Here is a 21,543-nt window from a genome sequence, read left to right on the forward strand (position 1 = left end):
AGAAAATTTTCAGTTCACTCTTGGTTCTGCTGGAGTTACTTTTACCTCACTAAAAGCAAACTTCCCATCCAATCCAAAATAAAAGAACCTAGGTCTCTGAGGGTTGTATTGTAAGTCCCAGGCATCCAAAGCATTGTCTACACCCACAAACCATTGAAAATGCCCAAAAAATCTTTGTGATAAACGTAAATTTAGATTCGTATGCGGATTTACCATTCTATATCCATAAGTAGCACTTGTGGTACAGTAAGAGAGATTGTTTTCTGCACAATAATCAGAAACCCCTGTTGGGAGTTGGCCAAGCGCATTTGCTATGTTAGTTTGTGCCTGACTATTCAATGCGGCTTCCAAACCATCAAAGTTTGATGGAAGATCCGCGTTACACCAAAATGGATTTTTAACACAATAGTATGGTTGTTTCCCAAAAACAACAGCAAAGATGGATAGAGATAAACCACTAGACTTTTCATCAAGGCGTATACTAAAATTCCAACGATGTGGACCCCGACCCTCTAAAGGCAATTTAGTCAGTTCGTCTCTTGTATCAGTATAGGTATAACCGGCGCTTGTCGATATAATTTCAGTCAAACGAAAATTGATAGAAGACTCGATCCCTTGGGTAGTAGCCTTTTGATAATTTGATGTTTGGTATACCATCAAACCAGAAGAATCTCTAGCAGGATTGGTTCGAAATCCAATTAGGTTGTCTACATTGTTATGAAAAAGATTGGAGCTATACCAAATTCTTTTTGTGATATCCCACTCCCAACCAAAATTATAACTTCTTGAAAGTTCTGGTTTGAGATCGGAACTTCCAACCACACGGTAACCTACACCTGGATTTAAGAAATTAAAGTATAAATCTTGAAAACTTGGAGCTCTGTATCCGAGTCCAGTTGCTGTTCGAAAACGAAACTGGTCTGTCACATCATACCGAATTGCGAGTTTAGGAAGCCATTCCCCACCATAAATAGAATCATGATCATAACGAACACCAGGAACAATTTGGATCCGTGGTTTATCTGAGACTCTCCACTCATCTTGCACATAAAAAGCATTTCTAAAACGATATGCATTTCCGTTGATGGTCTGCCCTCTTGTTAGTTCTGGGTTAAAGTCATCCAAACAAACATTCGGATAGGTTCGACGGCAATCAGGAGCAATTCTTGCCGAAGATATTTGATCCTGCAAGTTCTCTGCTCCAACAGATGTTACATGGTTTTCTGAAAATTTATAATCTACTCTAGATCGGAACTCTGCAACCGCATTATCGGTTCTTTGTTGGGAATCTAAATCATCCGCTTTTCTTTGGTCTGTTGTATATAAATCCTGAAACCTAGAGTAGTTGGCATTTAAGTTTACGTTTATTTTTTGATTGGCGACCCAATCCACATTAAATGCACCCATAAAGTCATGGGTTTTATTCCTTCGATCATAAACAGTTCTGGGGAGAGTCGCATCTACTGCCGTTTGATCTAAATGTCGATAGTAAAACTGTCCCGTTAATGTTAAGTTGTCTGTAGCATGATAGACAGTCTTATTGGAAAGATTCATATCATTAAAAGCACTGCCAGAAGTAGACTCAAGCGGTGGCGAATAACCAGGAAGCCTAGTTGCATATAAATATGCATTGGCTATCGAGGTGTTGTAAGGATACGGATTATAACCTGGTGCAAGAGACGCATAACGACCATTTCTGGGACCGGGAGTTGCATCCGGTGTTAGGTCATACCCCTCTCCTTTATGCCAACCTACTGTAAAAAGAGTTGATAGTTTATCACTCTTTGCTCCGACAGTTGCATAATTTCTAAACTCCATATAAGGACCGTAATACTTCTCGCTTCCCGAACCTCCAAGAGTACGAAATTCGGCATACAAAGGATCTTGTGCTTCTTTGGTGATGATATTAATTACACCAGCAATTGCATCTGATCCGTAGATGGCAGAAGACGCACCCTTAACAATTTCAATCCTCTCAATATCTTCTGCTTTGAAACGAGTTAAGTCAATGGATCCACTAAAACGACCAGTAGTCCTTTGCCCATCCACTAGGATCAGAACATTCTGTGCAGATAATCCTTGCAACCGAACCGTTTGCCCTCTTTCACCCGCTTGGGCTGGCCTCACTTCAATCCCAGGAACGTTCCCTAATGTTTGAGAAAGATCCCGAGCACCCATGGCATCAATGTCTTTTCTCGTCAAAACCTCGGTAGTGATTGTCGAATCTTTTAAAAGATTCCTTCTTCTCGTCCCAGTAACAGTAATTACATTATTGCGATCACTGTTAACTTCGTTTGGCTGATTTCCAGAGTCACCATGTTTTGGCTGTTTTGAAGTTTGGTCTGGGAGCTGAGTTTCAGTCACCCCTTCTTCTTTTTTTGGAGGTGTTGCTTGAGAAAACAGAACTGATTGAAATAAAAACGGTATCAAAAGAAATCCCAGTAAACACACTGGGATCAATTTTTTCTTCAAAAAATCAAAACAAAACAAATTCATTCATCGATCCATAAACAAATAATTTAAAGTTTTCGCCAACGGAATCTAGGGTTTCCCGAAGTTCCGGCTGAACTATAATAATCTAACATCTGCAATACGTATTTTGCGCCATCCTCACCAGTGATGATGTAAACATTTGGTTTGGCAGTTAGAATTGTATTAGAATATGAATACCAAGTACCATACCCCGCAGGCATAGGAGTTAGATCCAATGGCGCCGCAATCACCGGATTAATACTTTCAGTAGAGCCTGAGATTGGCCCGCCACCGCTTGATGAAAGCTGCACATCAACTACCTTCGTACATTCAGAACCAGAATATTCTGCGAAATAATTCGTTGAACCGGTATCACATGCTCCACCTGAACCCGAACCACTTGTACCACTATTTGTAGCGATGTTATATCTTTTGAATCTCAAATCCCAACGATCTGCTCCACCGACAATCGCTGCATTTGCTTTTAAGTTTACATGCACCCATGTTGTTGTCGACGTTGCATTGATTGTAGTGCCTTCCGTAGCTGCAACTGCATCAGTGAGAAGAAGTAGAGCCGCCGAAGAACCATCGTCCGAACTACTTTTTGGAGTACAATTAACGAAGGATACACTAAATAAAACAAAAAGAACTATATTTAAAAATTTCATATAATTTACCTATTTATGGAACTGCTAACTGAGTAGAGGTGACAACTTTCGTAAAAGAAATTCCACTACTTGCACTAAGACCAATAAAAGAAAATCCAGTAGCAAGAGCTGGATCTCCTGCTGTCCAAGTCGTCTCGTTTAACAATGCATTGCCGGTTGTTAGATTTGTTCTGGTTTTACAATTTGCAGTATTTTTGCCGGTGACCCAAACTGTAAAACGCGGAGGACTTGCGACAGTCAGATCAAAACAAAGATCTACTTCTTGATCAATAAAGTTAATCAAAGATGTTCCTGCAACAGCAGGAGCAGTGGGAGCAGTACTATTCCCGTTAGAAGTTAAATTTTTAATACTTGTTTCAGCCGCGCCGTAATTCGCATACGCATAACCTGGAACAAATCCTCCAACCCCACTCCCTGAATAAAAGTTCATACCAAATTGACCAGGAGATAGTGTGCTATTTCTACTGACTTCAGTAGCATAATTCTCCGGTAGACCTACATAGATAGAAACTGCAGTGTGCCCACCAATGATTTTCAAACCCTCGATTCTGTAATGACGCACCGCACCTGAAGCAGGTCTACAAAGTGCAAATGTTCCCTTTTTGATCACAGGCATTGTCGTCTCTACTGTTCCATCTGCATTCGTTTGGCATACAGTAGATGGAGCTGTTGTTTGATTAGAAACAGCGGCAAGAAGTAGTAGATTTGTTTGTTCCGTGTTTTCTTTTTCTTCGCAAAATGTAAAAAGGAGAGTTGGAATGAGAAGAAGGGCAACCTTGCGAAAAATATTCTGAAAGAAGAGATTGTTGGTTTGATGATTCATTAGTGATACCTCCTGGCATTGGTGTAAAATGAATAAAGGCAGTGTATTACAATCGGGAACGAATGTTCAGACTGCAATCCACCGCCAACTCGAAAGGAGTGATTTTCCTTATTTGATAGCTGTTTCTGTAGAAACTGTAATTTTACTGAAACTCACAGAACCGGAATTAGTTCCAGCAGGAGCTGCAGCCAAATAAAATGCCCGAGTGTCTAATGGAGCAGTGTTATTAGCAAAATCACTAGGAAGTTTGTGAACCACTGCATTTTCTGCGGTTAAACTAGATTTAACACTGCAATTTGCACCATTCTTTCCATCTAACCAAAGTGTGATGCGTGAAGGGCCAGATGTTGTTTGTGTTACGTCCAAACAGAAAGTTTTTTTCTCGCCGCCGTTTTTATTTAATTTGCAGTTTGTCGCTGCAGCAACAAATGCATCGCACTGAGTGTCTGTCACTGCTGCAATAGGCAATTCAGATGCAGTTAAACCAGTGTTAACTCTTACAGCAGAGGAAGCTGCATAATTTGGTTCATAACGAATTGCTGAAGCAGGAGATCCCGAAGTAGAACGTCCATCATACATCCAGAATTGGAATGCATTGAAATTGTTTACCAAAACATTTCCAGCAGTCGGGCCATTCAAAGCATTGTCCTTCGATTTGTAACCACCAGAGAAAATAACACTATGACTGAATGCATTAGAAAGATCATGGATCACAAAGTGAACCCCTGCTCCACCAGCCGGGTTACAAATTTCTACAGGAGTTGACAAAGTCAAAGTACTACCCGCAGTCTCACAAGACTTCGCTGCCTCAGCAACTGTAAATAGACCCAGTAACATTGTGCTATTGTCGTTTTTATTATCTTCCTGTTCGCAGGAAATGAATGTTAAGCTAAGGCATGCTGCCAAAGTTAGAGCTGTGAATTGATTGAGCTTGTTCATAGGCTCTCCTAAATAATTGATTCTGATTCTCAACTTCCGAGAACGCCGTTTCCTGTCAACAAGATTATTGAGATTTAGTCTCAATACAGGAAGTCGACTTCTTATAAATCCCGTTCCCAATCCGATCCGCCAGACCCAATCTCTTCTGGATCCGGAAGGAAACGCCATGTGCGCGCTCCCTTCCCATCGCCTTGTCCGAATCATTTTTTATTAATTATAAATAGTAAGTAACTGGAGTTATCCGGTTGGTTAGGAAGAAGAAAGACATGAAATCAAAATCTGCTTTCTAATACCATCAGGTACATTGAGACTCATTCTCTTTTCTATTGACGCCGACACCCTCCTCTTTGAACCTTGGATCATGACCCGATTCAAACCAACCAAAGCATTTGGAACCCTTCTGGTTTCCCTTATCCTTCTATCATCAACACTCACTGCGGAAACACCTACTCGCATTGTATCATTAAACGGAACCGTGACTGAGATTCTATTTGCATTAGGTGCTGGTAACCAAGTACTTGCGGACGACACAAGCTCTTACTTTCCCGAAAAAGCAAAAACCTTACCGAAAGTTGGATACCAAAGAACACTCACACCAGAAGCCATCCTCATCCACAAACCAGATTTAGTTTTAGGACTAGAATACGCAGGACCAGCGCAGACCATCCAACAGTTAAAAGACACAGGAATCAATGTACAAATTCTTCCTGAAAAACTAACAACCGAAGGTGCAGAAGAAAGAATCAAAACCATTGGTTCACTCGTTGGAAAAACCAAAGAAGCCAATGCTCTTGCAAAACAATTCAATTCAGAAATGAAACAATTAAAAATTGTTAAGACCAAAGTCCGCGTGTTATTTCTCTATTCCAGAAGTGTAAGCTCTATTTTCGTTGCAGGAAAAAATACAGCGGCAGATGTCATGATCCAATTATCGGGTGCGGTCAATGTTGCGGAAAAAATTTCTGACTTCAAACCTTTGACACCGGAAGCACTCATTGACCTCAATCCAGATATCATCTTGATGCCAGAAATTTCCGTAGAAGGTTTAGGCGGAGAAAATGGAGTTTGGGCTATCAACGGGATGTCACATACAAATGCAGGAAAAAATAAACGTTTAACTACTATGGATGATCTAATGTTACTCGGATTTGGCCCTAGATTACCACAAGCTCTCAAAACCCTCAATACAAAGTGGAAAGGATTCGAATGAGAAAGGAGATTGTCTTCTTTATCGTATTGGGAATCTTTTTTGTTTTATCCATCATCTTAAATTCACAAATGGGTGTTATGCGAATTAGTTTTCACGACATATTCGAAAACCCTGCTGAGACTTTAGAAAAAACTGTTTTCTACGAGTTAAGATTACCTAGGATTCTTTTATCACTCTTAGTTGGTGGCTCCCTCGCTTGGTCGGGGGCGTTATCGCAAGGACTGTTTCGAAATCCCATCGTTGAACCTGGACTCATCGGAATCACAGCGGGTGCTGCTTTGTTTGCAGCAATCGCAATTGTTCTTGGTTCACATTTACCTTTTTTACATAATCTCTTCTACATAGTTCTTTTTTCTTTCGTGGGTGGCCTTCTTGTTTGTGTGATTGCTTTTATCACCGCAAGAACTAACGGCAAAACGATGATCAATCACTTGTTATTAACGGGTGTTGCCATCAATATTCTTTGTTTGTCAGGAATCGGTATCCTAAGCTATATAGCCACTGAGTCACAATTGAGAAGTTTATCCTCCTGGAATTTAGGAAGTTTATCAGGAGCCAATTGGCCCAATGTCCAAAAATTCCTGATCATCTTCTTATTACCTCTGCTCGTGAGCCCATTCATTGCAAAACCTTTAAATGTATTATTACTCGGAGAAAAAGAAGCCGCTCACGTAGGATTAAAAACAGAAAGAATCAAAATACTATTAATTCTTCTTATTTGTCTGAGTGTAGGTTCCTCAATCGCACTTGTTGGGAATATTGGCTTTGTCGGCTTATTTGTTCCGCATATCATTCGCTTGGTGATTGGCCAAGACAATAGAACCTTACTATTTGCAAGTTACATCCTTGGTGCAAGTGTATTATGTTTAGCAGACGGGATTTGCAGAACCGTCGTACAACCAACAGAAATTCCCGTAGGTGTGGTTATGTCTTTTCTGGGAGCACCTGTTTTTATCAGCTTATTACGAAAACGAGGAAACTATCAATGAGCATTCAAACCGAATTAATCCATTATCAAATTGGCAAAAAAACCATCCTAAGCGACATCAACATCACAATTGAACCAGGAGAATTTCATGTTCTTATGGGGAAAAATGGAGCTGGCAAATCAACCTTGTTTCACCTACTTTCTTCTGATACAAGACCTAGTTCTGGTTCCATTTATTTTGATGGGAAACCCATTCAATCCTTAAACGCCAAATCCATCGCAAAACAAAGAGCAGTTCTAACACAAAACCCGGAAATCAATTTTCCTCTCACTTGTCTCGATATAGTGCAGCTGGGAAGATTTCCTCACGAAACTTCCGATACAGAAAATTTAGACATCGCATTGCAAAGTTTGGAAATTGTAGATCTTTTAGATAAAAAAAACCAGAACTACAACACTCTTTCTGGAGGAGAAAAACAAAGAGCACATTTTGCACGAGTTTTATCTCAAATCTGGGAAGAACCACCAAGATATCTTCTATTAGACGAACCCATTTCAAGCCTAGACCTACCAAACCAAATCAAAGTATTGGAACTCTGCAGGCATCTATCTCAAAAAGGATATGGTGTTTTTATGATATTACATGATCTCAATTTGGCATCTCGATATGCAGATAAAATTACTTTTTTATCCGACGGAAAGGTTTTTGCTAGCGGACCACCAAACGAAGTCATTACGGAAGAAGGCATTCAATCAGTATTTAACATCGAAATCGATGTTATCATCAACGATAACGTAAACATGGTATTACCAAAATTAAACAAAATAGGAGTAAGTGTATGAACACTGATCTAAAAAACGCTTGGGAAAATTTAAAAAAAGAAATGCCCAAACTCAGAATCCGGGATGCTGCGAAACATTTAAACGTAAGCGAAGCAGAGCTACTGGCAACCAAACTTGGCCCATCAGTCAAACTATTAAAACCTGACTGGGCTGATTTTCTATTAAACACAACAGAACTCGGTTACGTGATGGCTCTCACCAGAAACGAATCCTGTGTTCACGAGAGAAAAGGTATTTACAAAGATATTTCAGTAAATGGACAAACCGCTCTTGCTGTTGGCGAAGACATTGACCTACGCATTTTTCTAAATGATTGGAAGTATGGGTTTTATGCAGAAGAACCGAAAGAAAACGATGTGATGCGTAGCTTTCAGTTTTTTGACTCCAAAGGGGAAGCAGTCCATAAAATTTATCAAACAGATAAATCTTCAACTGCTGGTTGGGAAAAAATCAAAACCCTATTTGTAGACGAAACCCAAGTTTTTACTACACCAACAAAAACATCCAAACCAAAAACAGAAACAAATGATTCTAAAGAAATTCCACAATTTCTAGAAGCATGGAGCAAACTCGAAGACACACATGACTTCTTTTCGTTACTTCGAAAATTTAAGTATTCACGAGAATTTTCACTACAAGCAGCAAGTGGTAAGTTTACGTTCAAAATTTCTACAGAAGACTTTTTAAATCTAATGCAAGAATCTAGCAAACGTGAACTAGACATCATGATTTTTGTTGGAAACCCTGGAATGATTCAAATTCACACGGGAAAAATCCAACGACTAGAGCCAATGGGGCCTTGGTTTAACGTACTCGATCCTGAATTTAATTTACATCTTCGAACCGATAAAATTGAATCCGTCTGGGTAGTCGACAAACCAACAAGAGACGGTTTAGTGACTTCCGTTGAAGTTTTTGATAACGAAGGAGAACTAATCTTACAAATGTTTGGAAAACGAAAACCAGGAATTCCGCAGTCGTCTATTTGGTTCCAGTTAACTAGAGAGTATTTAAATCCTTCTCTTGTATAAATCATTTGGAAAATTAAATTCCATTCGAAAACCTTGAGCACCATCGATGCTCAAGGTTCCTCCCATTTGTTTTTCGGCGATAATTTTTGCCAAACTAAGACCCAACTTCTTCTGTTTCTGCAAGTCAAACCCTACGGGCAACCCAACTCCATTATCACTATAAACCAAATAACATCGATTTCCATCAAAGGAATACTGAATCGATATCTCCCCTGTTTTTAGCTTCGGGAATGCATATTTAAAACTATTCGAAAGTAACTCAGTAAAAACAAGACCAAGAGGAACAGCAGTATCTAACAATAAAGCTCCATCTCCCACTTGCAAATTGATTTTAATTTCTGTACCAGAAGGTGGATATGCCTGGCGAATCATATCCACCAAAGATTGTAAATAATCAGATACACGAATTTCACTTAGGTCTTGATTTGCGTACAAATGATCATGCACTAGAGACATAGTTTGAATTTTGATTGATGTGTCTTCGACAATCGATTGAATATTTTTATCCTCAGGAAAATCGGATGCTTGAATCATCAAAATAGACCGAACCAATTGAATCGAGTTCTTAGTTCTATGAAAAATCTCTGCTACTAAATTCTCTTTTTCTTGTAACGACTTCCTTATTTTCTCAGAATTAATTTTGTTTTCTTCAACCTCTTTAGAGAGAAGTTGGTTGGTTTGTATCAATCTTTCATAAGGGTCATGAATCGCAGAGATAAAAACTGCCTTGTAAATCAGGTAAAAGGCACCGATTTTATAAATATGGCCTATTACGTTATAAACATCAAAAACACTTGTATATAAAACAAAAACCATCTCACTAAAAATACAAACAATGAAAGCCGCCAAATAATATCTTAACTGTTTTTTGGATGTGTAAAAAGTTGCGTTCCTATAGACAAACAAGGACAAAACAAGAATTGTTATGATTACATATTCAGCATTTTTCTTAAAAATCGTTAACCCTTTTCCTTGTTCATAAGTTTTCGGAATCCAATCATTAAAAAATATAACCAAAAGAAAAATTACAAAAACGAGTAAAAGGGAACAAGAGATCAAAAAACCTTCTCGGATCAATTTGTATTTCCTATTCGGTTTGATGTAAATAGCAACAAACAATACAATTGCTGTAACAAAACGAGAGAAAATCCAAAACTGGGAAGATTTATTTCCTGAGTTTTCAGTGATAAAATCAGGCATCCCTGCATAACCAAGTGTATGCATAAAATCAACCAACCCTACAACAAGGAACCCAACTCCTAAAAACAAAGTATGTGCGTTTCTACTCTGAGCATAAGAATAATATCCAAGTCCAAAAATTGAGAAGGAAACAATCACACTGAAGATTTCTGTAACATTGTGAAAAATTAAAAAATACCCAATCTCATACTCTCGATAAAAGTAATCAGGGAATACCCCTATCAAAAAAAGAGGAGAAACGCAGAAGAGAATGACAGCGGGGTAGAACATACTACTTCTAAGAATTTTAGCAAGAGAACTAAACATGAATGGTAGACAACTCAAACCCAAACCACACTTCTTTAGCAAGTATTTATTTCAAAGTGAACTGAAATTTAAAATACCGAGCCAAAAACTATTTTTTTATCAAATCAACTGAAACAAGAGTAATATCATCCTTTGAAGTTTTCCGCATTGCGGACAATCTGTTCATCAAACGAGAGTGAAATACATCTTGCGAAGAATCTACTAATGGTCGGATTTCAGGAAACAAAATTGTATCGGGTTCTTCATCAGGCCTTAAATTTTCATACAAACCATCGGTGAAAAAAAGAATTCGATCCCCCTCTTCCAAATCAATTTCTTTTTGTTCATATTCGAAATTTGGTCTCACACCCAAAAGAAGCCCAGGACATTCAAATGATTCTATTTCTCTATTGCGGATAAGAACAAAGGGGGGATTTCCTGCTGAAGAAAAATACAATTTCATTTGTTTAAAATCTAAATAAAAATAAGCCGCACTGACAAACCGAGCGCTTAGGCTTGAACAGAGAAATTTGTTCATTGCAGAAATTAATTCTTTTGGCGACTCTTTAAACTCCTTTGCATTATGAAATGCAATCTTAACAGTAGAAGAATCGAGGGCTGCACTCACCCCGTGACCTGTCACATCAGCAATGACCAGTCCAAACCCATCTAAAAACTCAAAATAATCATAAAAATCTCCGCCTACATCGTAAAGAGGATGGTAAGATACAAACATAGATAACTTTTGACTTTTAGGCAATCCATCCGGTAAAATTCGCATTTGTATCTTTCTTGCTGTTTCTAAATCTTTTTTAATCGTTGTTAACTGATTTTGTGCAAGAAGATTTTCTTCGAGTAAAAAACGTAACCTTCTACCCAAAGCAAGAGAAAACAGAATCACTTCAAAAGCAGTTCCAATTTGAACTCCATACCGACCAAAGGTTGTCGAAGGAATTAGCGAAGCCTTAGTTAACGAATCAAAGATAACTCCCACAAACAAAGTAAACCATGCAAAAAGAAAGAACAAAGAAGACTTCACACCTTTTGCATAAGAATAAGCTCCTGCAGACATAAGCAAAAGAAAGATATAAGGAAATGTATAAATAAAAGAAACTTCTATCCAGTTGTGAGGCAAAACAAAAGATAAAATTGCCATCCCACCAAAGATAATTACACTAAACAAAACCAAACGATGTAAAAACGGATTTACCTTTTTTAAATTCAGAAAAGATAACGAAAACAATCCAACAAAAGTCAAAGAAGTATTTACCGAAACATAAAGATAGGGCTTTACTGACATGGCCAAATCAGGAACAAGAAGCTGTTTAAAAAATCCACCTAGTAGTGAATAATTTACTGCCAAAGTTGCCAAATACAAACAGTAGTATACATAAGCCCTCTCTCTAACGCTCACGTAAATCAATAGATTGTATAATAACAAAGCAAAAATAATTCCAAAGTAGATTCCGTTGGCAATATAATCCCTTTCCATTCGATCAAAAAAAGAATCGATCCGCCAAATCCGGAAAGGAGCGCTTAAAATCCCGGAATTTTGAATCTTTGCATAAATTGTTTTTTTCTCTAGTGGTTTTAAGGAAAAGCGGTACACCGGGTTTCTATGTTGGATTTCTCTGTCAGAAAAAGCACGTGAACCATCAAACCTTTTTTCGACAACCTTCCCATTCTCATCCCAACCTAACAAAACATTGTCGACCCAGGGAGATTCAAGTTCTAAGATATAATCGCAAATTTCTTCAGACGAATTTACCAGATCAAATTTCACCCAAACAAAAGGTTTCCAGTAACCAAAATTATATTTTAATTCATGGGCTTTGGACCAAACAGCAGATCCAGAGAGAACCTGTTCCAAAGTTTTTGTTTCGAATGTATATTGAATGAGAGGACGTTCCGGAAACTTTGTGCCACAAGACAAACAAAGGAAAACCAAAAGAAATAAATTAATTCTGCCTAAGGAGATCGCGGGCATATAACAGGTCTAATGCCAATCTTTTGGACCCAACAGTTCGCGAAATTCAAAATCAAAATTACGAAGAAAACGTATTGCCAAAATCCCTAAATGGTAAATAGTTTTGGCAAATCAAGGAGATAGATTTATGTCAGCAAAATTTGAAATTTACAAAGATAAATCAGGAGAATTTCGTTTTCGCCTCAAAGCAGGCAACGGAGAAATCATTGCCTCTAGCGAAGGATATTCCTCTAAACAAGCTTGTGAAAACGGCATCAATTCAGTGAAAAACAATGCCGGTTCAGCGGAAATTGTGGATCAAACGTAAGAACAGCAATAATCCGTTACTGTTTGAACCTTAAGTTTAAACTTGGATCCAGCAGGGACTTCAAATTCAGACTTACCGTCGATTTGGAGCCATGTCTCGGATCCTGGCAACAAAACAGAGAGTTTTCCTGATTGGATTTCCATAATTTCTTTTTGGTCGGTTCCAAATTCGTATTCCCCAGGCATCATAATTCCTAAGGTTTTCTTTTCCCCACTAGGGAATAAAACTGTCCGACTAGTAACGTTCCCGTTGAAATAAATATTGGCTGATTTTAGTACAGTTACGGATTCGAATGAACTCATATAGACCAAAAACAGGGAAGACCTCAGACTTCCAAGTGAATTCTAATTCTCCAATCTAGCCAATTTGGTATTAAAAAGTGTTTGCGAAATTCGGAAGTTCCAGAACGGTAAGGTCAGTGCCTATAAAGTCGTCACAAAAGTCAGAGAATAAAAAACAACAAGCCAGGGAAAAATCCATAGAAAGGATACTTTCCTCAGCGATTGTATTGTTCGCAAAACATGGCTTTTCTCAAACTACAATGGAAATGATTGCAAATCATGCAAAAATTTCAAAAGGTCTCGCTTATAATTATTTCAAAAGTAAAAACCAAATTTTTGAACAAATCATAGACAGTTATCTTGCGAAACAAGAGAAGTTTTATAATAATATTCCTCCCAATCTTTCTGCCAAAGAATATGTAAGGGAATTTTTTAATCGTTCCATTCAATTTGCAAAAGAAGAACGAAAAACCATGATTTTGATTTCTGTATGTCTTTTTCAACCCGGTTCTGTCTCACTTTCCAAAAAGATGATGGAAAGTGTCGAGAAACGGTTTGCCCCTTTTAAAGAGGCAATGAGAGAAAGATTTCGATCCTACGGAATCAAAGAACCTGACAAAGAAATGATCCTCATCAAAACATTTCTTCACGGTGTAATTATGAGCCAACATTTTAATGACACAACGATTTGCACTCCTACAATCATTGAAATGGTTTTAGAAAGATACGATTATAAAACCTAATCTTTATTCCCCTACCCCACCAGGAATTTTTAAAATCAGTAAGTTTGTTGTCGCTGTAGCAAGAAGTTTGTCCTTCTCTGTGCGCATTTCTCCAATCATATGAATTGTAGAAAATCCTTTGGCTTCCACAGATGCCTTAACGATGACTCGTTGGTTCACGGCAACTCCTCGGATGTATTGAATATTCATATCAATCGTAGTTGTTGGACGTTTGGCGACGAGATAACTCAAAGGACCAAAGGCATTGTCAAAGGCTGCGGCAATGACCCCACCCTGCATCATCCCCATGGGATTGGTTTGGTCTTCAGAAACAGGGAAAGCAACTGTGATACTTTTTCCTTTTGTATAGGATAAAATTTCAGCCTTCATCGCGAGAAAGATAGGAGGCGGTACAGTAATCTTTCTCCCTCCATGATTGAAATTAACAGTCATTTCTTCTAAGATCTTTTGGATTTCTTCGGTAGTGAGTGTTTGCATAAAACAATCTCCATATGTTACCAATAGTAACATTATTAGGTTTTATTTCAAGAAAAATGTTGCCAATGGTAACTTATTTGAAAAATTTATACTGTGAAACGCAGGTCCTATCACCACGGCGATTTAAAAAATTCTATTATAAAATCTTGTCATAAACTATTACAAAAAAAGGGGGCCTCTAATTTTTCTCTGAGAGAAGTTGCTACTCTTTCTGGAGTCTCTCATGCAGCCGTATACAGACACTTTCAAGACAAAGAAGAGGTTTTAGAAATCCTAGCTTCTATCGGATTTGATAGGCTTGGGTCTTTGCAAAAAAGGGTACCGCAAAATAACAAAGATCCAGATGGTTATTTTGTTAAATTAGGGCTTGTTTATGTCCAATTTGCAATTAGAAATCCCAATTATTATCGTTTGATGTTCCAAACCAAACGAACGAATGAATCGACAATCTTAAAACGTTCGAAACTAAAATCTTACGCAATTCTTGTTCACGGATGCAGATTTTATCTAAAAACGAAACGCCGAAAGGAAAACCATCGTAGTTTTGCACTGATGGCCTGGTCCTTAGTACATGGTTATAGCAACCTCTGTATTGAGACAGATTTTCCAGAAACAGAGAGTAAAGTCCTAAATAAAACGAAAACTGAAATGGCGGAAGATATTTTAAAATTTTCCATCTAAGAACTTTAAACCTTCTTTAAATCTTTACTTCTTCAAATTTTTCCAAAAATTCCTTTTTTTCTCTTACGAACTTCAAAGGATTCTCCTTATTATATTCACAATATAAAACCATCTCCTGCCCATCATTTGCATTGGTGCAGTTTTTGACCTCATCCAATTTTAAATACAAATTTCCTGTTTTGGTATGTTTATAAACTTTCAATTTAACTAATCCTAATCAAATAAATTTAAATCTGCCAAGATAAGACTCACTTAATAAAAATTTAACATAAGGGAACCGTTCCCAGAGGAAGTAATGATTTTGATTCTAACCACTGTTTCCAAATCAAACGTAGACTACCTTGTAAAGATTCCGGTGAAGGGAACTGGGCAATTTGAAAGTATGTGGTTTTTGAGAGTGTCTTCTCGCTCCAAATTTTAAATTCTTCCCAAGAATTTTTCTTTTGTACAGTGTTTTGTACCTTTATTGTACTACTATAGGCAACCTCATTTTTGTCCAAACCAGCATTGGATTTTTGTAAGGTAGCAGATTGGATTTTGAATACGTTCCCTTTTTTGGTTTGTATTGGATTTTTTTCCAAGGCTGTTTCGTTGCTCGGCAATTCTTTAGGGGATGATACCGAGAAAATTGGTTTTAAAAAACGTCTTCTACCATCAAAGCCGGTTTGTTCTAGAAGTCCTAATTTTTTTAACGAAGTAATGAGTCTGGAGATCGTATCCATTTTAAGGCCCAAAACTTCGCCAAAATATCGGTTAGACGCAAAACATCCACCCTTCTCGTGCAGGGAGACAATTTCTGCATACAATTTAGTTTGGCTATGAGAAAGATTTAGGTTCTCAATCCAAACGGGAATCCAAATTCCTGTTCGATTTGTTTTCATTTTAGGTTCCTTCATCCAAGCGAACACATCTCCGGCTACGAGCGTTTGGATATTTTTTGCCAATGCACTTTTTTTGTGCATAACTCCCCTACTCTAAAGATTCAAAGTTTGTTTTGAATGATACAAACCTTCGGTCAATCTAGAGAAAAGAAATTTGGAAGTTCTTAACGAACGTCCCTTCGGAACTTTTTTAGAAATTCCGGTTTGAACAATAACGGCATAGTGGTAGAGCCGTGTTCGGTTGTGTGACCCGAACGTTCCCTATATGTACAGGAATGGGAAAAATGTCAATCGAAAAATGAGACATAATTCGACCGAGGTCTCATTACCAGTCGGTTGGAGGTTTCGGGAAGGAGAGGACTTTGGTTGGTTCGGCTTTTGATTCGAAAGAGGGGAAATGGCCCCGGGTCGCTACCACACTTCCCAGGGCACTGATTGTTCAACCCGGTTAAGGATTAAAAACAGTTTAGCCTATGGTCAAAAAGAGTACAAGTTTTTTCTTGTTTGATTCATAAAAAAAAGATATTTTTTAGATTTCTTTTTTAGTTCCTAAAAAGGTTCTATTTGCTGTGTTATTTTTTATATTTACGAATGGCTTCTTCTAATATGGTTTTTTCATTCTGTAACAAAGAAATTTTTTCTTTGATTTTTAGAAGTTTGTTTTTTAAATCTTTTAGTTCCAAATTCCCTAGTTTTGGTTTGGCCTGTTTTGTTTTGATTGGTTTTAAAGGACGAACATATTCTCGTAAATCATTTCTAGAAGGGAAGTCCCCTTTTTTTTCTAAACCTTTGATGAGGTAGTCAATGGCCTTTTTTCTATTGGTTACATCTAGGGGAGCAATTTCAGTAAATAAACTCGTTGGTATTTGAAAGATCGGATGGTTTTTGTCAGTAGATTGGTTTGTAGCAGTTTCTTTGAGAATTTCTGCATGGGCAATTTTGGTTTTAACCCACTGGGCGGATTTGTTGATTCTTTTTGCTAGTTGTTCGTTTGTTTCTTTGTGTCTTCCTTTTAGTTCCTGTAATGAAAGAGCCAAATCGGATTCCGATAAATCTTCTCTTTGTAAATTCTCCACAAGTTTGATTTCTGGTAGTTTGGAAATGTCGATTTGTTCTACATTTTTAACAATGGCAAGGATGGTTTTTCTTTTGAGAAATCTATGGGCTCGAAATCTTCTTTCTCCATTAATTAATTCGTATTTGCCGGCTTTTTTTCTGACAACGATTGGTTGTAAAAGTCCGTATTGAGAAATTGATTCGGCGAGTTCCCTGATGGTGGTTTCGTTAAAAGTTTTTCTAGGATTGTTTTCTGTTAGAATTTGATCAATTGGGATTTCAATGGCATTGTGAATGACGGTTCCCTCTTCTTTTAGAAATGGGTTTAGGGATGTGGTTCTGGCGCTTGCTCTTGAAAGGATGTCTGCTGGGTTGTAACTCGTTTTAGTTTTCATAATGTGTAAGGTACGCCGGCGTACTTTATTTTAATTTCTCCGCTAAGATTTCGAAAGCTTTCCAAGGGGCACTTCCTTCTTGAAGAGGTTTTCCTGTCTCTGTTCGGTCCCGAATACTTTCGTTTTTTGGGATCGGTTCTAAAATTTTTAAGGTTTTGATAGTATTTAATTTTTCTAGAAGATCCATTTGTTTTTGCGAGGTTCCCCATTGAGAGGGGAGGATCATTACTGATTTTTTTTTGGATTGTTCATCAAACCTTTCTGCTTCATCTACTTTTTTGAGAACCTGAGCTACGGTTCGAACCGCCCATTTTGAGGGAGTGACTGGGACGAGGATCACTGAAGCGGGTAGGTAAGATGCAATGTTTTCGGAAGAGCCGGAGCCGGGAGTATCTATGATCACGTAATCATATTTTGCCTTAAGAAGAATGTTTTTTAGCCTTGGGATCATGGAAAAATCTTTAGATGCTAAGTAACTTAAGTCAGAGAGTTCGATGATAGAAGGTAATACGTCAATATTGTTGGAAGTTTTTACGGATTCGGCGAGTGTTGTTTCTGCATTTAGTACGGAAAGGGTATTTCCTGAATCGAAAAACTCTACTGGTTCTTCTGGGAAAAAGAAATCAGAAAGATCTGCCTGGGGATCCATATCGATTGCCAGGGTAGATCCTTTTTTGGAAAGTGCTAAGGCCAGGTGGATGGCAGTTGTGGATTTGGAGGTTCCGCCTTTGATATTGGCAACTGTTATGATTTTCATTGCAAAATAAGTCTGGTTTTGGTACTTTTTGCTGCAACGAAAATTCATAAAATGAAATGTTTTTTAGAAAGTACGCCGGCGTACTTTCTAAGGCCAGGGTTAAGGTTTAAAAGTTTTGTTTTGTTGGGATATAAACGCAAAGGATCGCAGCGGAAATCCTTTCGCATTTGCGAAAGATTGGAGCGAAGAGCCTGGTCGGTTTTGAAAAAAATGGTTGTTTGGGTGGGATTCGATGCGCCCTTATTTTTTATTGGAACTTGGGATAAAAAATTCTTGTACTATTTGTTAGAAACTTGTAAGTTGATCTTAACCCCTTTAACCGGGTGATGTAAACTCTCTGGATTGTGTGGAAGCAGTTCAGAGAGACTTTCCTCCTCTCTCTAGTTCACTCATTGAAACTCCCCTCCTCCTTTTTCGAAATAAGACCTTCCTTTCGGTTTCTGTTTCAATTGCGAAACTCGTGGCTTTGGTCTGTTGGAATTATGTCTCATTAGTTGTTGACAAAAAATGGAATCGGATGTCTCTAGAGTTTTGAATGGGGGAGGTGTCTCTCGTTCAAAAAGCGGTCTTCCACTTAAATGCCGCTAATATACATCACCTGGAATTCAAAAAGAATTCCAAACCAAGGGACGTTCGAAAGGACTTCCCGATTTTAATGCAACGGCGCCGAAGGTTTGTTTTGGTCGCTGTTACAAAACCAAGAACAGAATCTTGGTGACCGGAGGTTTTTGTTGGACCAAGGGGAAGTTATGAGTGAATTAAAGAGAACTGGTGTTTGGGTTGCGCAATGGATGGAGGATCTAGGGCTCACTCCGAACCAAACTAAGTTGTATGCAGAGATCGTTTCTTTGGATGCTAAGGGCGGATGTTTTGCTTCGAATGAATACCTCGGAATGGTATTACGATTGAAACGTGATACCATCTCTCGATTGGTTTCGCAGTTGAAAAAAAAGGGACTTTTGAAACAAACTGGGTTTGATGGAAGAAAACGATTTTTAAAACCATTACTTCCTAATTCTCAAAAGGGATCTGAATTGGATTTAAATCCAAAACAAAGGCATCCGCTTCCCTTGAAAGAAAGACCCTCTTCCGGCTTTCGATCCAAGTCTGAATTGGTTGTGGATACGAAGCCTTCTTCTAAATACCAATTAGATACTAATATACAAAATTACATCCGAACCAATCAGAATGCTGGATCTAAAAATGAGAGAGATGAGTGGCTTGCGTTTTTGGCTTGGAGTGAGGAGAGGCTTTCTTTAACCACCAGAGTGAGCCTTGCTCCCCTTGGGGGGCCTGAAGTTTTGACTGGTTTGCAACTTTCCTATTGGGAACGATTTAAATCAAACCCAAGCTGAAATGTGTTTGTTTTTGTCGCGATTATTCATTTAACTTGAGTTATATCTTGTTGGAATTGTTTTCTTCCTCCTGGGTATTCGATGGCGTAGAGACATTGGCAACTTTCCCAGGCAGGACTGGCGAAGAAGTAACTACTCCCTTCTGATTGACAAGAATCTTGTTTTGGTTTGATTTTGTGAGTGGCAATCAATCTTCCAAGGTCTTTTGTTTCTACTTCATCGAGTTGGATTGATTCTTGTTCTAATAGGATTGTTGTTAGTTTTGGAGATGTGGAGAGGAGGTTGGTTGCATTGACACAAGTACTCCGTCTCATGGCTAAACTTCCGGACTCAATGGCTTGTGGGCTTGCTTTAGCCGTAACAGCGGCAAAGAATATTTCGGTTCCATTAATTGTTTTCCATTCTGATTTCCAAGGCATATAACTTTGGCAGGTGATGAGGATAAAAAGAATAGGAAGAAATAAGTATTTCATATTCGAATTTTGACCTGGATTGGGGCTTTGTCAATGGAAACCCAGGTCCCTTGGCCCAACTTGGATAATTTATTGAAACTATTCTCGACCCCTTTGAAATTGGGTGAACTGCTATGAGTCTTTTTAAACCAATCCCTATCCTCTCTGGAGCTATGGTCCAGTCCTTTATGGCTTCCTTTAAATCAAAGGCAGACAAGAGATATGGTCGTTCGATCGCTGGTGAATGGAAATCGGTCAAAGCTAAAGACGGTACTACCTTACTTGCAAAAATTCATAATGTGCCAAATCCGAAAGGTCTTGTGGTTTTGGTTCATGGTTGGGAAGGCAGCATCCATTCTAGTTATATCGTACGAACTACGAGGCATTTTCTACAAAAAGGTTTTTCTGTATATCGACTGAATCTAAGAGACCATGGCGATACTCATCATTTGAATGAAGGAATCTTTAACGGTAGTTTGCTTGTGGAAACTTATGAGGCGGTGAAGGAACTTGTGGGTTTTTTTGGATCGAAAACTCCCGTTTATTTGGCTGGGTTTTCACTTGGCGGAAACTTTGTACTCAGGATGGCGGCTAGACATTCCCTTGCAAAAGTAGGGGACCAGATTTCTGGTTTAAAACATTGTTTTGCATTTAGTCCAGCTCTGGATCCGAAAAGGGCAACTGTGAAAATGGATGAACATCCTTTCCTACGGAAATACTTTTTAAATTCTTGGAAATCATCTTTGGTAAAAAAAGCAAATCTCTTTCCGCATTTGTATTCTTTTCATGATTTAGATGATTACCAATCTGTGATGCACTTAACAGAAAAAATGGTAAAAGAGTTTTCTCATTTTTCTTCTGTAGATGAATACTTTGATTCATATAAATTGAATGAGTTGTTTTTTAAATCAATTCGTATCCCCACAACCATTCTAACTTCTATGGATGATCCTGTCATTCCTTGGAAAGAATTTACAGAGATCCCCGCTTCTTCCTATTTGGAAGTAGTGATTGAATCAAAGGGGGGACACTGCGGTTTTATTGAGGACTTGAATCGTTCTTCTTACTATTGGAGATTGATGGAAAAAAAGATGGGTTGATTTCTTTCCAAACGGTTTTCCATTCACTCGCCCAGGTTTCTTTTTTGGAAGTCCAGAATTTTTGGTAAAACGAATCGAGTAGTTCTCTGTTCGATAAAATTTTTAAAAGAGATTTTCTTTCCAAAACCTTTGGTCCTTGGTGTAATAAGGTTTCTAAATCCTCTTCTGTTGATTTGGAAAGTTTGGATTGATACTGTTTGTTCCCTTGCAGTTGTTTGTGTTCATTGCGAAATACCGGATGGATTAAAGCAAAGAAAAATTCCCTACCTTCTAAATAACTATTTTTGTGTGTCCGCAGTTCCTCTTCCAAACGATGGATCAAAGAAAGATTCGGATTCCAGAAAGAAGAATCTAAAATTTTGCCGAGAACTTTTTGTTCCTTACCGGTAAACAAAACAAGCGGGATTGCAAGAATCCATCCAATCCAGATGGGCATTGTTAATAGGAATAACATTGTGGAATGCGAGTAACTAATATAAGCAGAAACAAATCCTAAAATAGTCACACCAAAAAAAGAGGAGAGGATATAGCTGATATGATATCCCGAACCTGCGTCTCTATTTTGTGGCCCCCAAGTGATTCTTTTGTTAAACAGTACAGAAAAAACAAAGATACTATGATAAATCATGTAGATAGGAGCGATCAGAATGGAAAATACTGTTTCCAAAAGAA

22 protein-coding genes and 1 pseudogene are annotated in these 21,543 nt (G+C 38.1%); 9 read left to right on the forward strand and 14 right to left on the reverse strand.

Annotation, left to right across the window (positions count from 1 at the left end; genetic code table 11):
- Positions 1–9 precede the first annotated feature (9 nt).
- The 4 genes from CH361_RS18400 to CH361_RS18415 all read right to left on the reverse strand — a co-directional run bounded on the left by CH361_RS18400 (position 10) and on the right by CH361_RS18415 (position 4,902).
- On the reverse strand, positions 10–2,496 hold the full coding sequence (locus CH361_RS18400; protein ID WP_244279960.1) for a TonB-dependent receptor plug domain-containing protein: 2,487 nt from the start codon (positions 2,494–2,496) through the stop codon (positions 10–12).
- Between the two features lie 23 nt (positions 2,497–2,519).
- The gene (locus CH361_RS18405) at positions 2,520–3,140 is read right to left on the reverse strand and encodes an HmuY family protein (RefSeq protein ID WP_100792292.1); all 621 of its coding nucleotides are present in this window, start codon (positions 3,138–3,140) and stop codon (positions 2,520–2,522) included.
- Between the two features lie 13 nt (positions 3,141–3,153).
- Positions 3,154–3,963 carry a hypothetical protein gene (locus tag CH361_RS18410; RefSeq protein WP_100792293.1) on the reverse strand — a complete coding sequence of 270 codons (810 nt, stop codon included), beginning with the start codon at positions 3,961–3,963 and terminating at the stop codon, positions 3,154–3,156.
- 108 nt (positions 3,964–4,071) lie between these two features.
- Positions 4,072–4,902: a hypothetical protein gene (locus CH361_RS18415; protein ID WP_100792315.1), complete on the reverse strand. Its 831-nt coding sequence runs from the start codon at positions 4,900–4,902 to the stop codon at positions 4,072–4,074.
- Positions 4,903–5,206: 304 nt separating this feature from the next.
- Between CH361_RS18415 and CH361_RS18420 the strand changes: the two genes are divergently transcribed.
- From CH361_RS18420 to CH361_RS18435, 4 genes are read left to right on the forward strand one after another with little or no spacing between them, the layout of a single operon-like run.
- On the forward strand, positions 5,207–6,112 hold the full coding sequence (locus tag CH361_RS18420; RefSeq protein WP_244279961.1) for a heme/hemin ABC transporter substrate-binding protein: 906 nt from the start codon (positions 5,207–5,209) through the stop codon (positions 6,110–6,112).
- Positions 6,109–7,101: a FecCD family ABC transporter permease gene (locus CH361_RS18425; RefSeq protein WP_100792294.1), complete on the forward strand. Its 993-nt coding sequence runs from the start codon at positions 6,109–6,111 to the stop codon at positions 7,099–7,101. Before CH361_RS18420 ends, CH361_RS18425 begins: the two co-directional genes overlap by 4 nt.
- Complete coding sequence (locus CH361_RS18430) at positions 7,098–7,883, forward strand: heme ABC transporter ATP-binding protein (protein WP_100792295.1); 786 nt, start codon at positions 7,098–7,100, stop codon at positions 7,881–7,883. Before CH361_RS18425 ends, CH361_RS18430 begins: the two co-directional genes overlap by 4 nt.
- A complete protein-coding gene (locus CH361_RS18435) occupies positions 7,880–8,914 on the forward strand; it encodes a hemin-degrading factor (protein WP_100792296.1) in 1,035 nt (344 codons plus the stop codon). The genes CH361_RS18430 and CH361_RS18435 overlap by 4 nt, the downstream gene beginning before the upstream one ends.
- Here CH361_RS18435 and CH361_RS18440 read toward each other — a convergent pair.
- Positions 8,894–10,384 (reverse strand): MASE3 domain-containing protein, encoded by a 1,491-nt coding sequence (locus CH361_RS18440; RefSeq protein WP_244279962.1) that lies wholly within the window; start codon positions 10,382–10,384, stop codon positions 8,894–8,896. The genes CH361_RS18435 and CH361_RS18440 overlap by 21 nt on opposite strands.
- A gap of 124 nt (positions 10,385–10,508) precedes the next feature.
- Entirely contained in the window at positions 10,509–12,386 is a 1,878-nt protein-coding gene (locus tag CH361_RS18445; RefSeq protein ID WP_100792298.1) for a 7TM diverse intracellular signaling domain-containing protein, read from the reverse strand.
- Positions 12,387–12,513: 127 nt separating this feature from the next.
- On the opposite strand from CH361_RS18445, the gene CH361_RS18450 reads away from it, so the two are divergent.
- A complete protein-coding gene (locus tag CH361_RS18450) occupies positions 12,514–12,693 on the forward strand; it encodes a YegP family protein (RefSeq protein ID WP_100792299.1) in 180 nt (59 codons plus the stop codon).
- Here the strand turns inward: CH361_RS18450 and ppnP are convergent.
- Positions 12,684–12,995: a pyrimidine/purine nucleoside phosphorylase gene (gene ppnP, locus CH361_RS18455; RefSeq protein ID WP_100792300.1), complete on the reverse strand. Its 312-nt coding sequence runs from the start codon at positions 12,993–12,995 to the stop codon at positions 12,684–12,686. The two genes, CH361_RS18450 and ppnP, sit on opposite strands and share 10 nt — an antisense overlap.
- A 116-nt stretch (positions 12,996–13,111) precedes the next feature.
- Here ppnP and CH361_RS18460 point away from each other — a divergent pair, with 116 nt between their 5' ends.
- Positions 13,112–13,717, forward strand: coding sequence for a TetR/AcrR family transcriptional regulator (locus CH361_RS18460; RefSeq protein WP_100792301.1), 606 nt, complete (start codon positions 13,112–13,114; stop codon positions 13,715–13,717).
- Positions 13,718–13,720: 3 nt separating this feature from the next.
- Here the strand turns inward: CH361_RS18460 and CH361_RS18465 are convergent, their stop codons facing one another.
- Positions 13,721–14,194 (reverse strand): PaaI family thioesterase, encoded by a 474-nt coding sequence (locus CH361_RS18465; RefSeq protein ID WP_100792302.1) that lies wholly within the window; start codon positions 14,192–14,194, stop codon positions 13,721–13,723.
- A gap of 93 nt (positions 14,195–14,287) precedes the next feature.
- Here CH361_RS18465 and CH361_RS18470 point away from each other — a divergent pair, with 93 nt between their 5' ends.
- A complete protein-coding gene (locus tag CH361_RS18470; RefSeq protein ID WP_100792303.1) occupies positions 14,288–14,875 on the forward strand; it encodes a TetR/AcrR family transcriptional regulator in 588 nt (195 codons plus the stop codon).
- 16 nt (positions 14,876–14,891) lie between these two features.
- On the opposite strand, the gene CH361_RS18475 is transcribed toward CH361_RS18470, so the two are convergent.
- The 4 genes from CH361_RS18475 to CH361_RS18495 all read right to left on the reverse strand — a co-directional run bounded on the left by CH361_RS18475 (position 14,892) and on the right by CH361_RS18495 (position 17,964).
- Positions 14,892–15,077, reverse strand: a complete 186-nt coding sequence (locus tag CH361_RS18475) for a hypothetical protein (protein WP_100792304.1) — start codon at positions 15,075–15,077, stop codon at positions 14,892–14,894.
- Between the two features lie 61 nt (positions 15,078–15,138).
- Positions 15,139–15,756: a helix-turn-helix domain-containing protein gene (locus CH361_RS18480; RefSeq protein WP_100792317.1), complete on the reverse strand. Its 618-nt coding sequence runs from the start codon at positions 15,754–15,756 to the stop codon at positions 15,139–15,141.
- Positions 15,757–16,328: 572 nt separating this feature from the next.
- A complete protein-coding gene (locus CH361_RS18490) occupies positions 16,329–17,207 on the reverse strand; it encodes a ParB/RepB/Spo0J family partition protein (RefSeq protein ID WP_100792305.1) in 879 nt (292 codons plus the stop codon).
- A gap of 25 nt (positions 17,208–17,232) precedes the next feature.
- A complete protein-coding gene (locus CH361_RS18495; protein WP_100792318.1) occupies positions 17,233–17,964 on the reverse strand; it encodes a ParA family protein in 732 nt (243 codons plus the stop codon).
- 749 nt (positions 17,965–18,713) lie between these two features.
- On the opposite strand from CH361_RS18495, the gene CH361_RS18515 reads away from it, so the two are divergent.
- The gene (locus tag CH361_RS18515; protein WP_100792309.1) at positions 18,714–19,319 is read left to right on the forward strand and encodes a helix-turn-helix domain-containing protein; all 606 of its coding nucleotides are present in this window, start codon (positions 18,714–18,716) and stop codon (positions 19,317–19,319) included.
- 26 nt (positions 19,320–19,345) lie between these two features.
- On the opposite strand, the gene CH361_RS18520 is transcribed toward CH361_RS18515, so the two are convergent.
- Positions 19,346–19,792, reverse strand: coding sequence for a hypothetical protein (locus tag CH361_RS18520; protein WP_100792310.1), 447 nt, complete (start codon positions 19,790–19,792; stop codon positions 19,346–19,348).
- Between the two features lie 113 nt (positions 19,793–19,905).
- Between CH361_RS18520 and CH361_RS18525 the strand changes: the two genes are divergently transcribed.
- Positions 19,906–20,871, forward strand: coding sequence for a YheT family hydrolase (locus CH361_RS18525; protein ID WP_100792311.1), 966 nt, complete (start codon positions 19,906–19,908; stop codon positions 20,869–20,871).
- Here CH361_RS18525 and CH361_RS18530 read toward each other — a convergent pair.
- Positions 20,810–21,543, reverse strand: a pseudogene (locus CH361_RS18530) (glucans biosynthesis glucosyltransferase MdoH); the annotation flags it as partial. The gene CH361_RS18525 and the pseudogene CH361_RS18530 overlap by 62 nt on opposite strands.

This window comes from Leptospira brenneri, assembly GCF_002812125.1.
In the GTDB taxonomy this organism is placed as follows: Bacteria; Spirochaetota; Leptospiria; order Leptospirales; family Leptospiraceae; genus Leptospira_A; species Leptospira_A brenneri.

Coding starts and splice junctions, on each gene's coding strand:
- CH361_RS18400 (WP_244279960.1), bottom strand. CDS start 2,496: ATGAATTTGTTTTGTTTTGATTTTTTGAAGAAAAAATTGATCCCAGTG.
- CH361_RS18405 (WP_100792292.1), bottom strand. CDS start 3,140: ATGAAATTTTTAAATATAGTTCTTTTTGTTTTATTTAGTGTATCCTTC.
- CH361_RS18410 (WP_100792293.1), bottom strand. CDS start 3,963: ATGAATCATCAAACCAACAATCTCTTCTTTCAGAATATTTTTCGCAAG.
- CH361_RS18415 (WP_100792315.1), bottom strand. CDS start 4,902: ATGAACAAGCTCAATCAATTCACAGCTCTAACTTTGGCAGCATGCCTT.
- CH361_RS18425 (WP_100792294.1), top strand. CDS start 6,109: ATGAGAAAGGAGATTGTCTTCTTTATCGTATTGGGAATCTTTTTTGTT.
- CH361_RS18430 (WP_100792295.1), top strand. CDS start 7,098: ATGAGCATTCAAACCGAATTAATCCATTATCAAATTGGCAAAAAAACC.
- CH361_RS18435 (WP_100792296.1), top strand. CDS start 7,880: ATGAACACTGATCTAAAAAACGCTTGGGAAAATTTAAAAAAAGAAATG.
- CH361_RS18440 (WP_244279962.1), bottom strand. CDS start 10,384: ATGTTCTACCCCGCTGTCATTCTCTTCTGCGTTTCTCCTCTTTTTTTG.
- CH361_RS18445 (WP_100792298.1), bottom strand. CDS start 12,386: ATGCCCGCGATCTCCTTAGGCAGAATTAATTTATTTCTTTTGGTTTTC.
- CH361_RS18450 (WP_100792299.1), top strand. CDS start 12,514: ATGTCAGCAAAATTTGAAATTTACAAAGATAAATCAGGAGAATTTCGT.
- ppnP (WP_100792300.1), bottom strand. CDS start 12,995: ATGAGTTCATTCGAATCCGTAACTGTACTAAAATCAGCCAATATTTAT.
- CH361_RS18465 (WP_100792302.1), bottom strand. CDS start 14,194: ATGCAAACACTCACTACCGAAGAAATCCAAAAGATCTTAGAAGAAATG.
- CH361_RS18480 (WP_100792317.1), bottom strand. CDS start 15,756: ATGAAAACAAATCGAACAGGAATTTGGATTCCCGTTTGGATTGAGAAC.
- CH361_RS18490 (WP_100792305.1), bottom strand. CDS start 17,207: ATGAAAACTAAAACGAGTTACAACCCAGCAGACATCCTTTCAAGAGCA.
- CH361_RS18495 (WP_100792318.1), bottom strand. CDS start 17,964: ATGAAAATCATAACAGTTGCCAATATCAAAGGCGGAACCTCCAAATCC.
- CH361_RS18515 (WP_100792309.1), top strand. CDS start 18,714: ATGAGTGAATTAAAGAGAACTGGTGTTTGGGTTGCGCAATGGATGGAG.
- CH361_RS18520 (WP_100792310.1), bottom strand. CDS start 19,792: ATGAAATACTTATTTCTTCCTATTCTTTTTATCCTCATCACCTGCCAA.
- CH361_RS18525 (WP_100792311.1), top strand. CDS start 19,906: ATGAGTCTTTTTAAACCAATCCCTATCCTCTCTGGAGCTATGGTCCAG.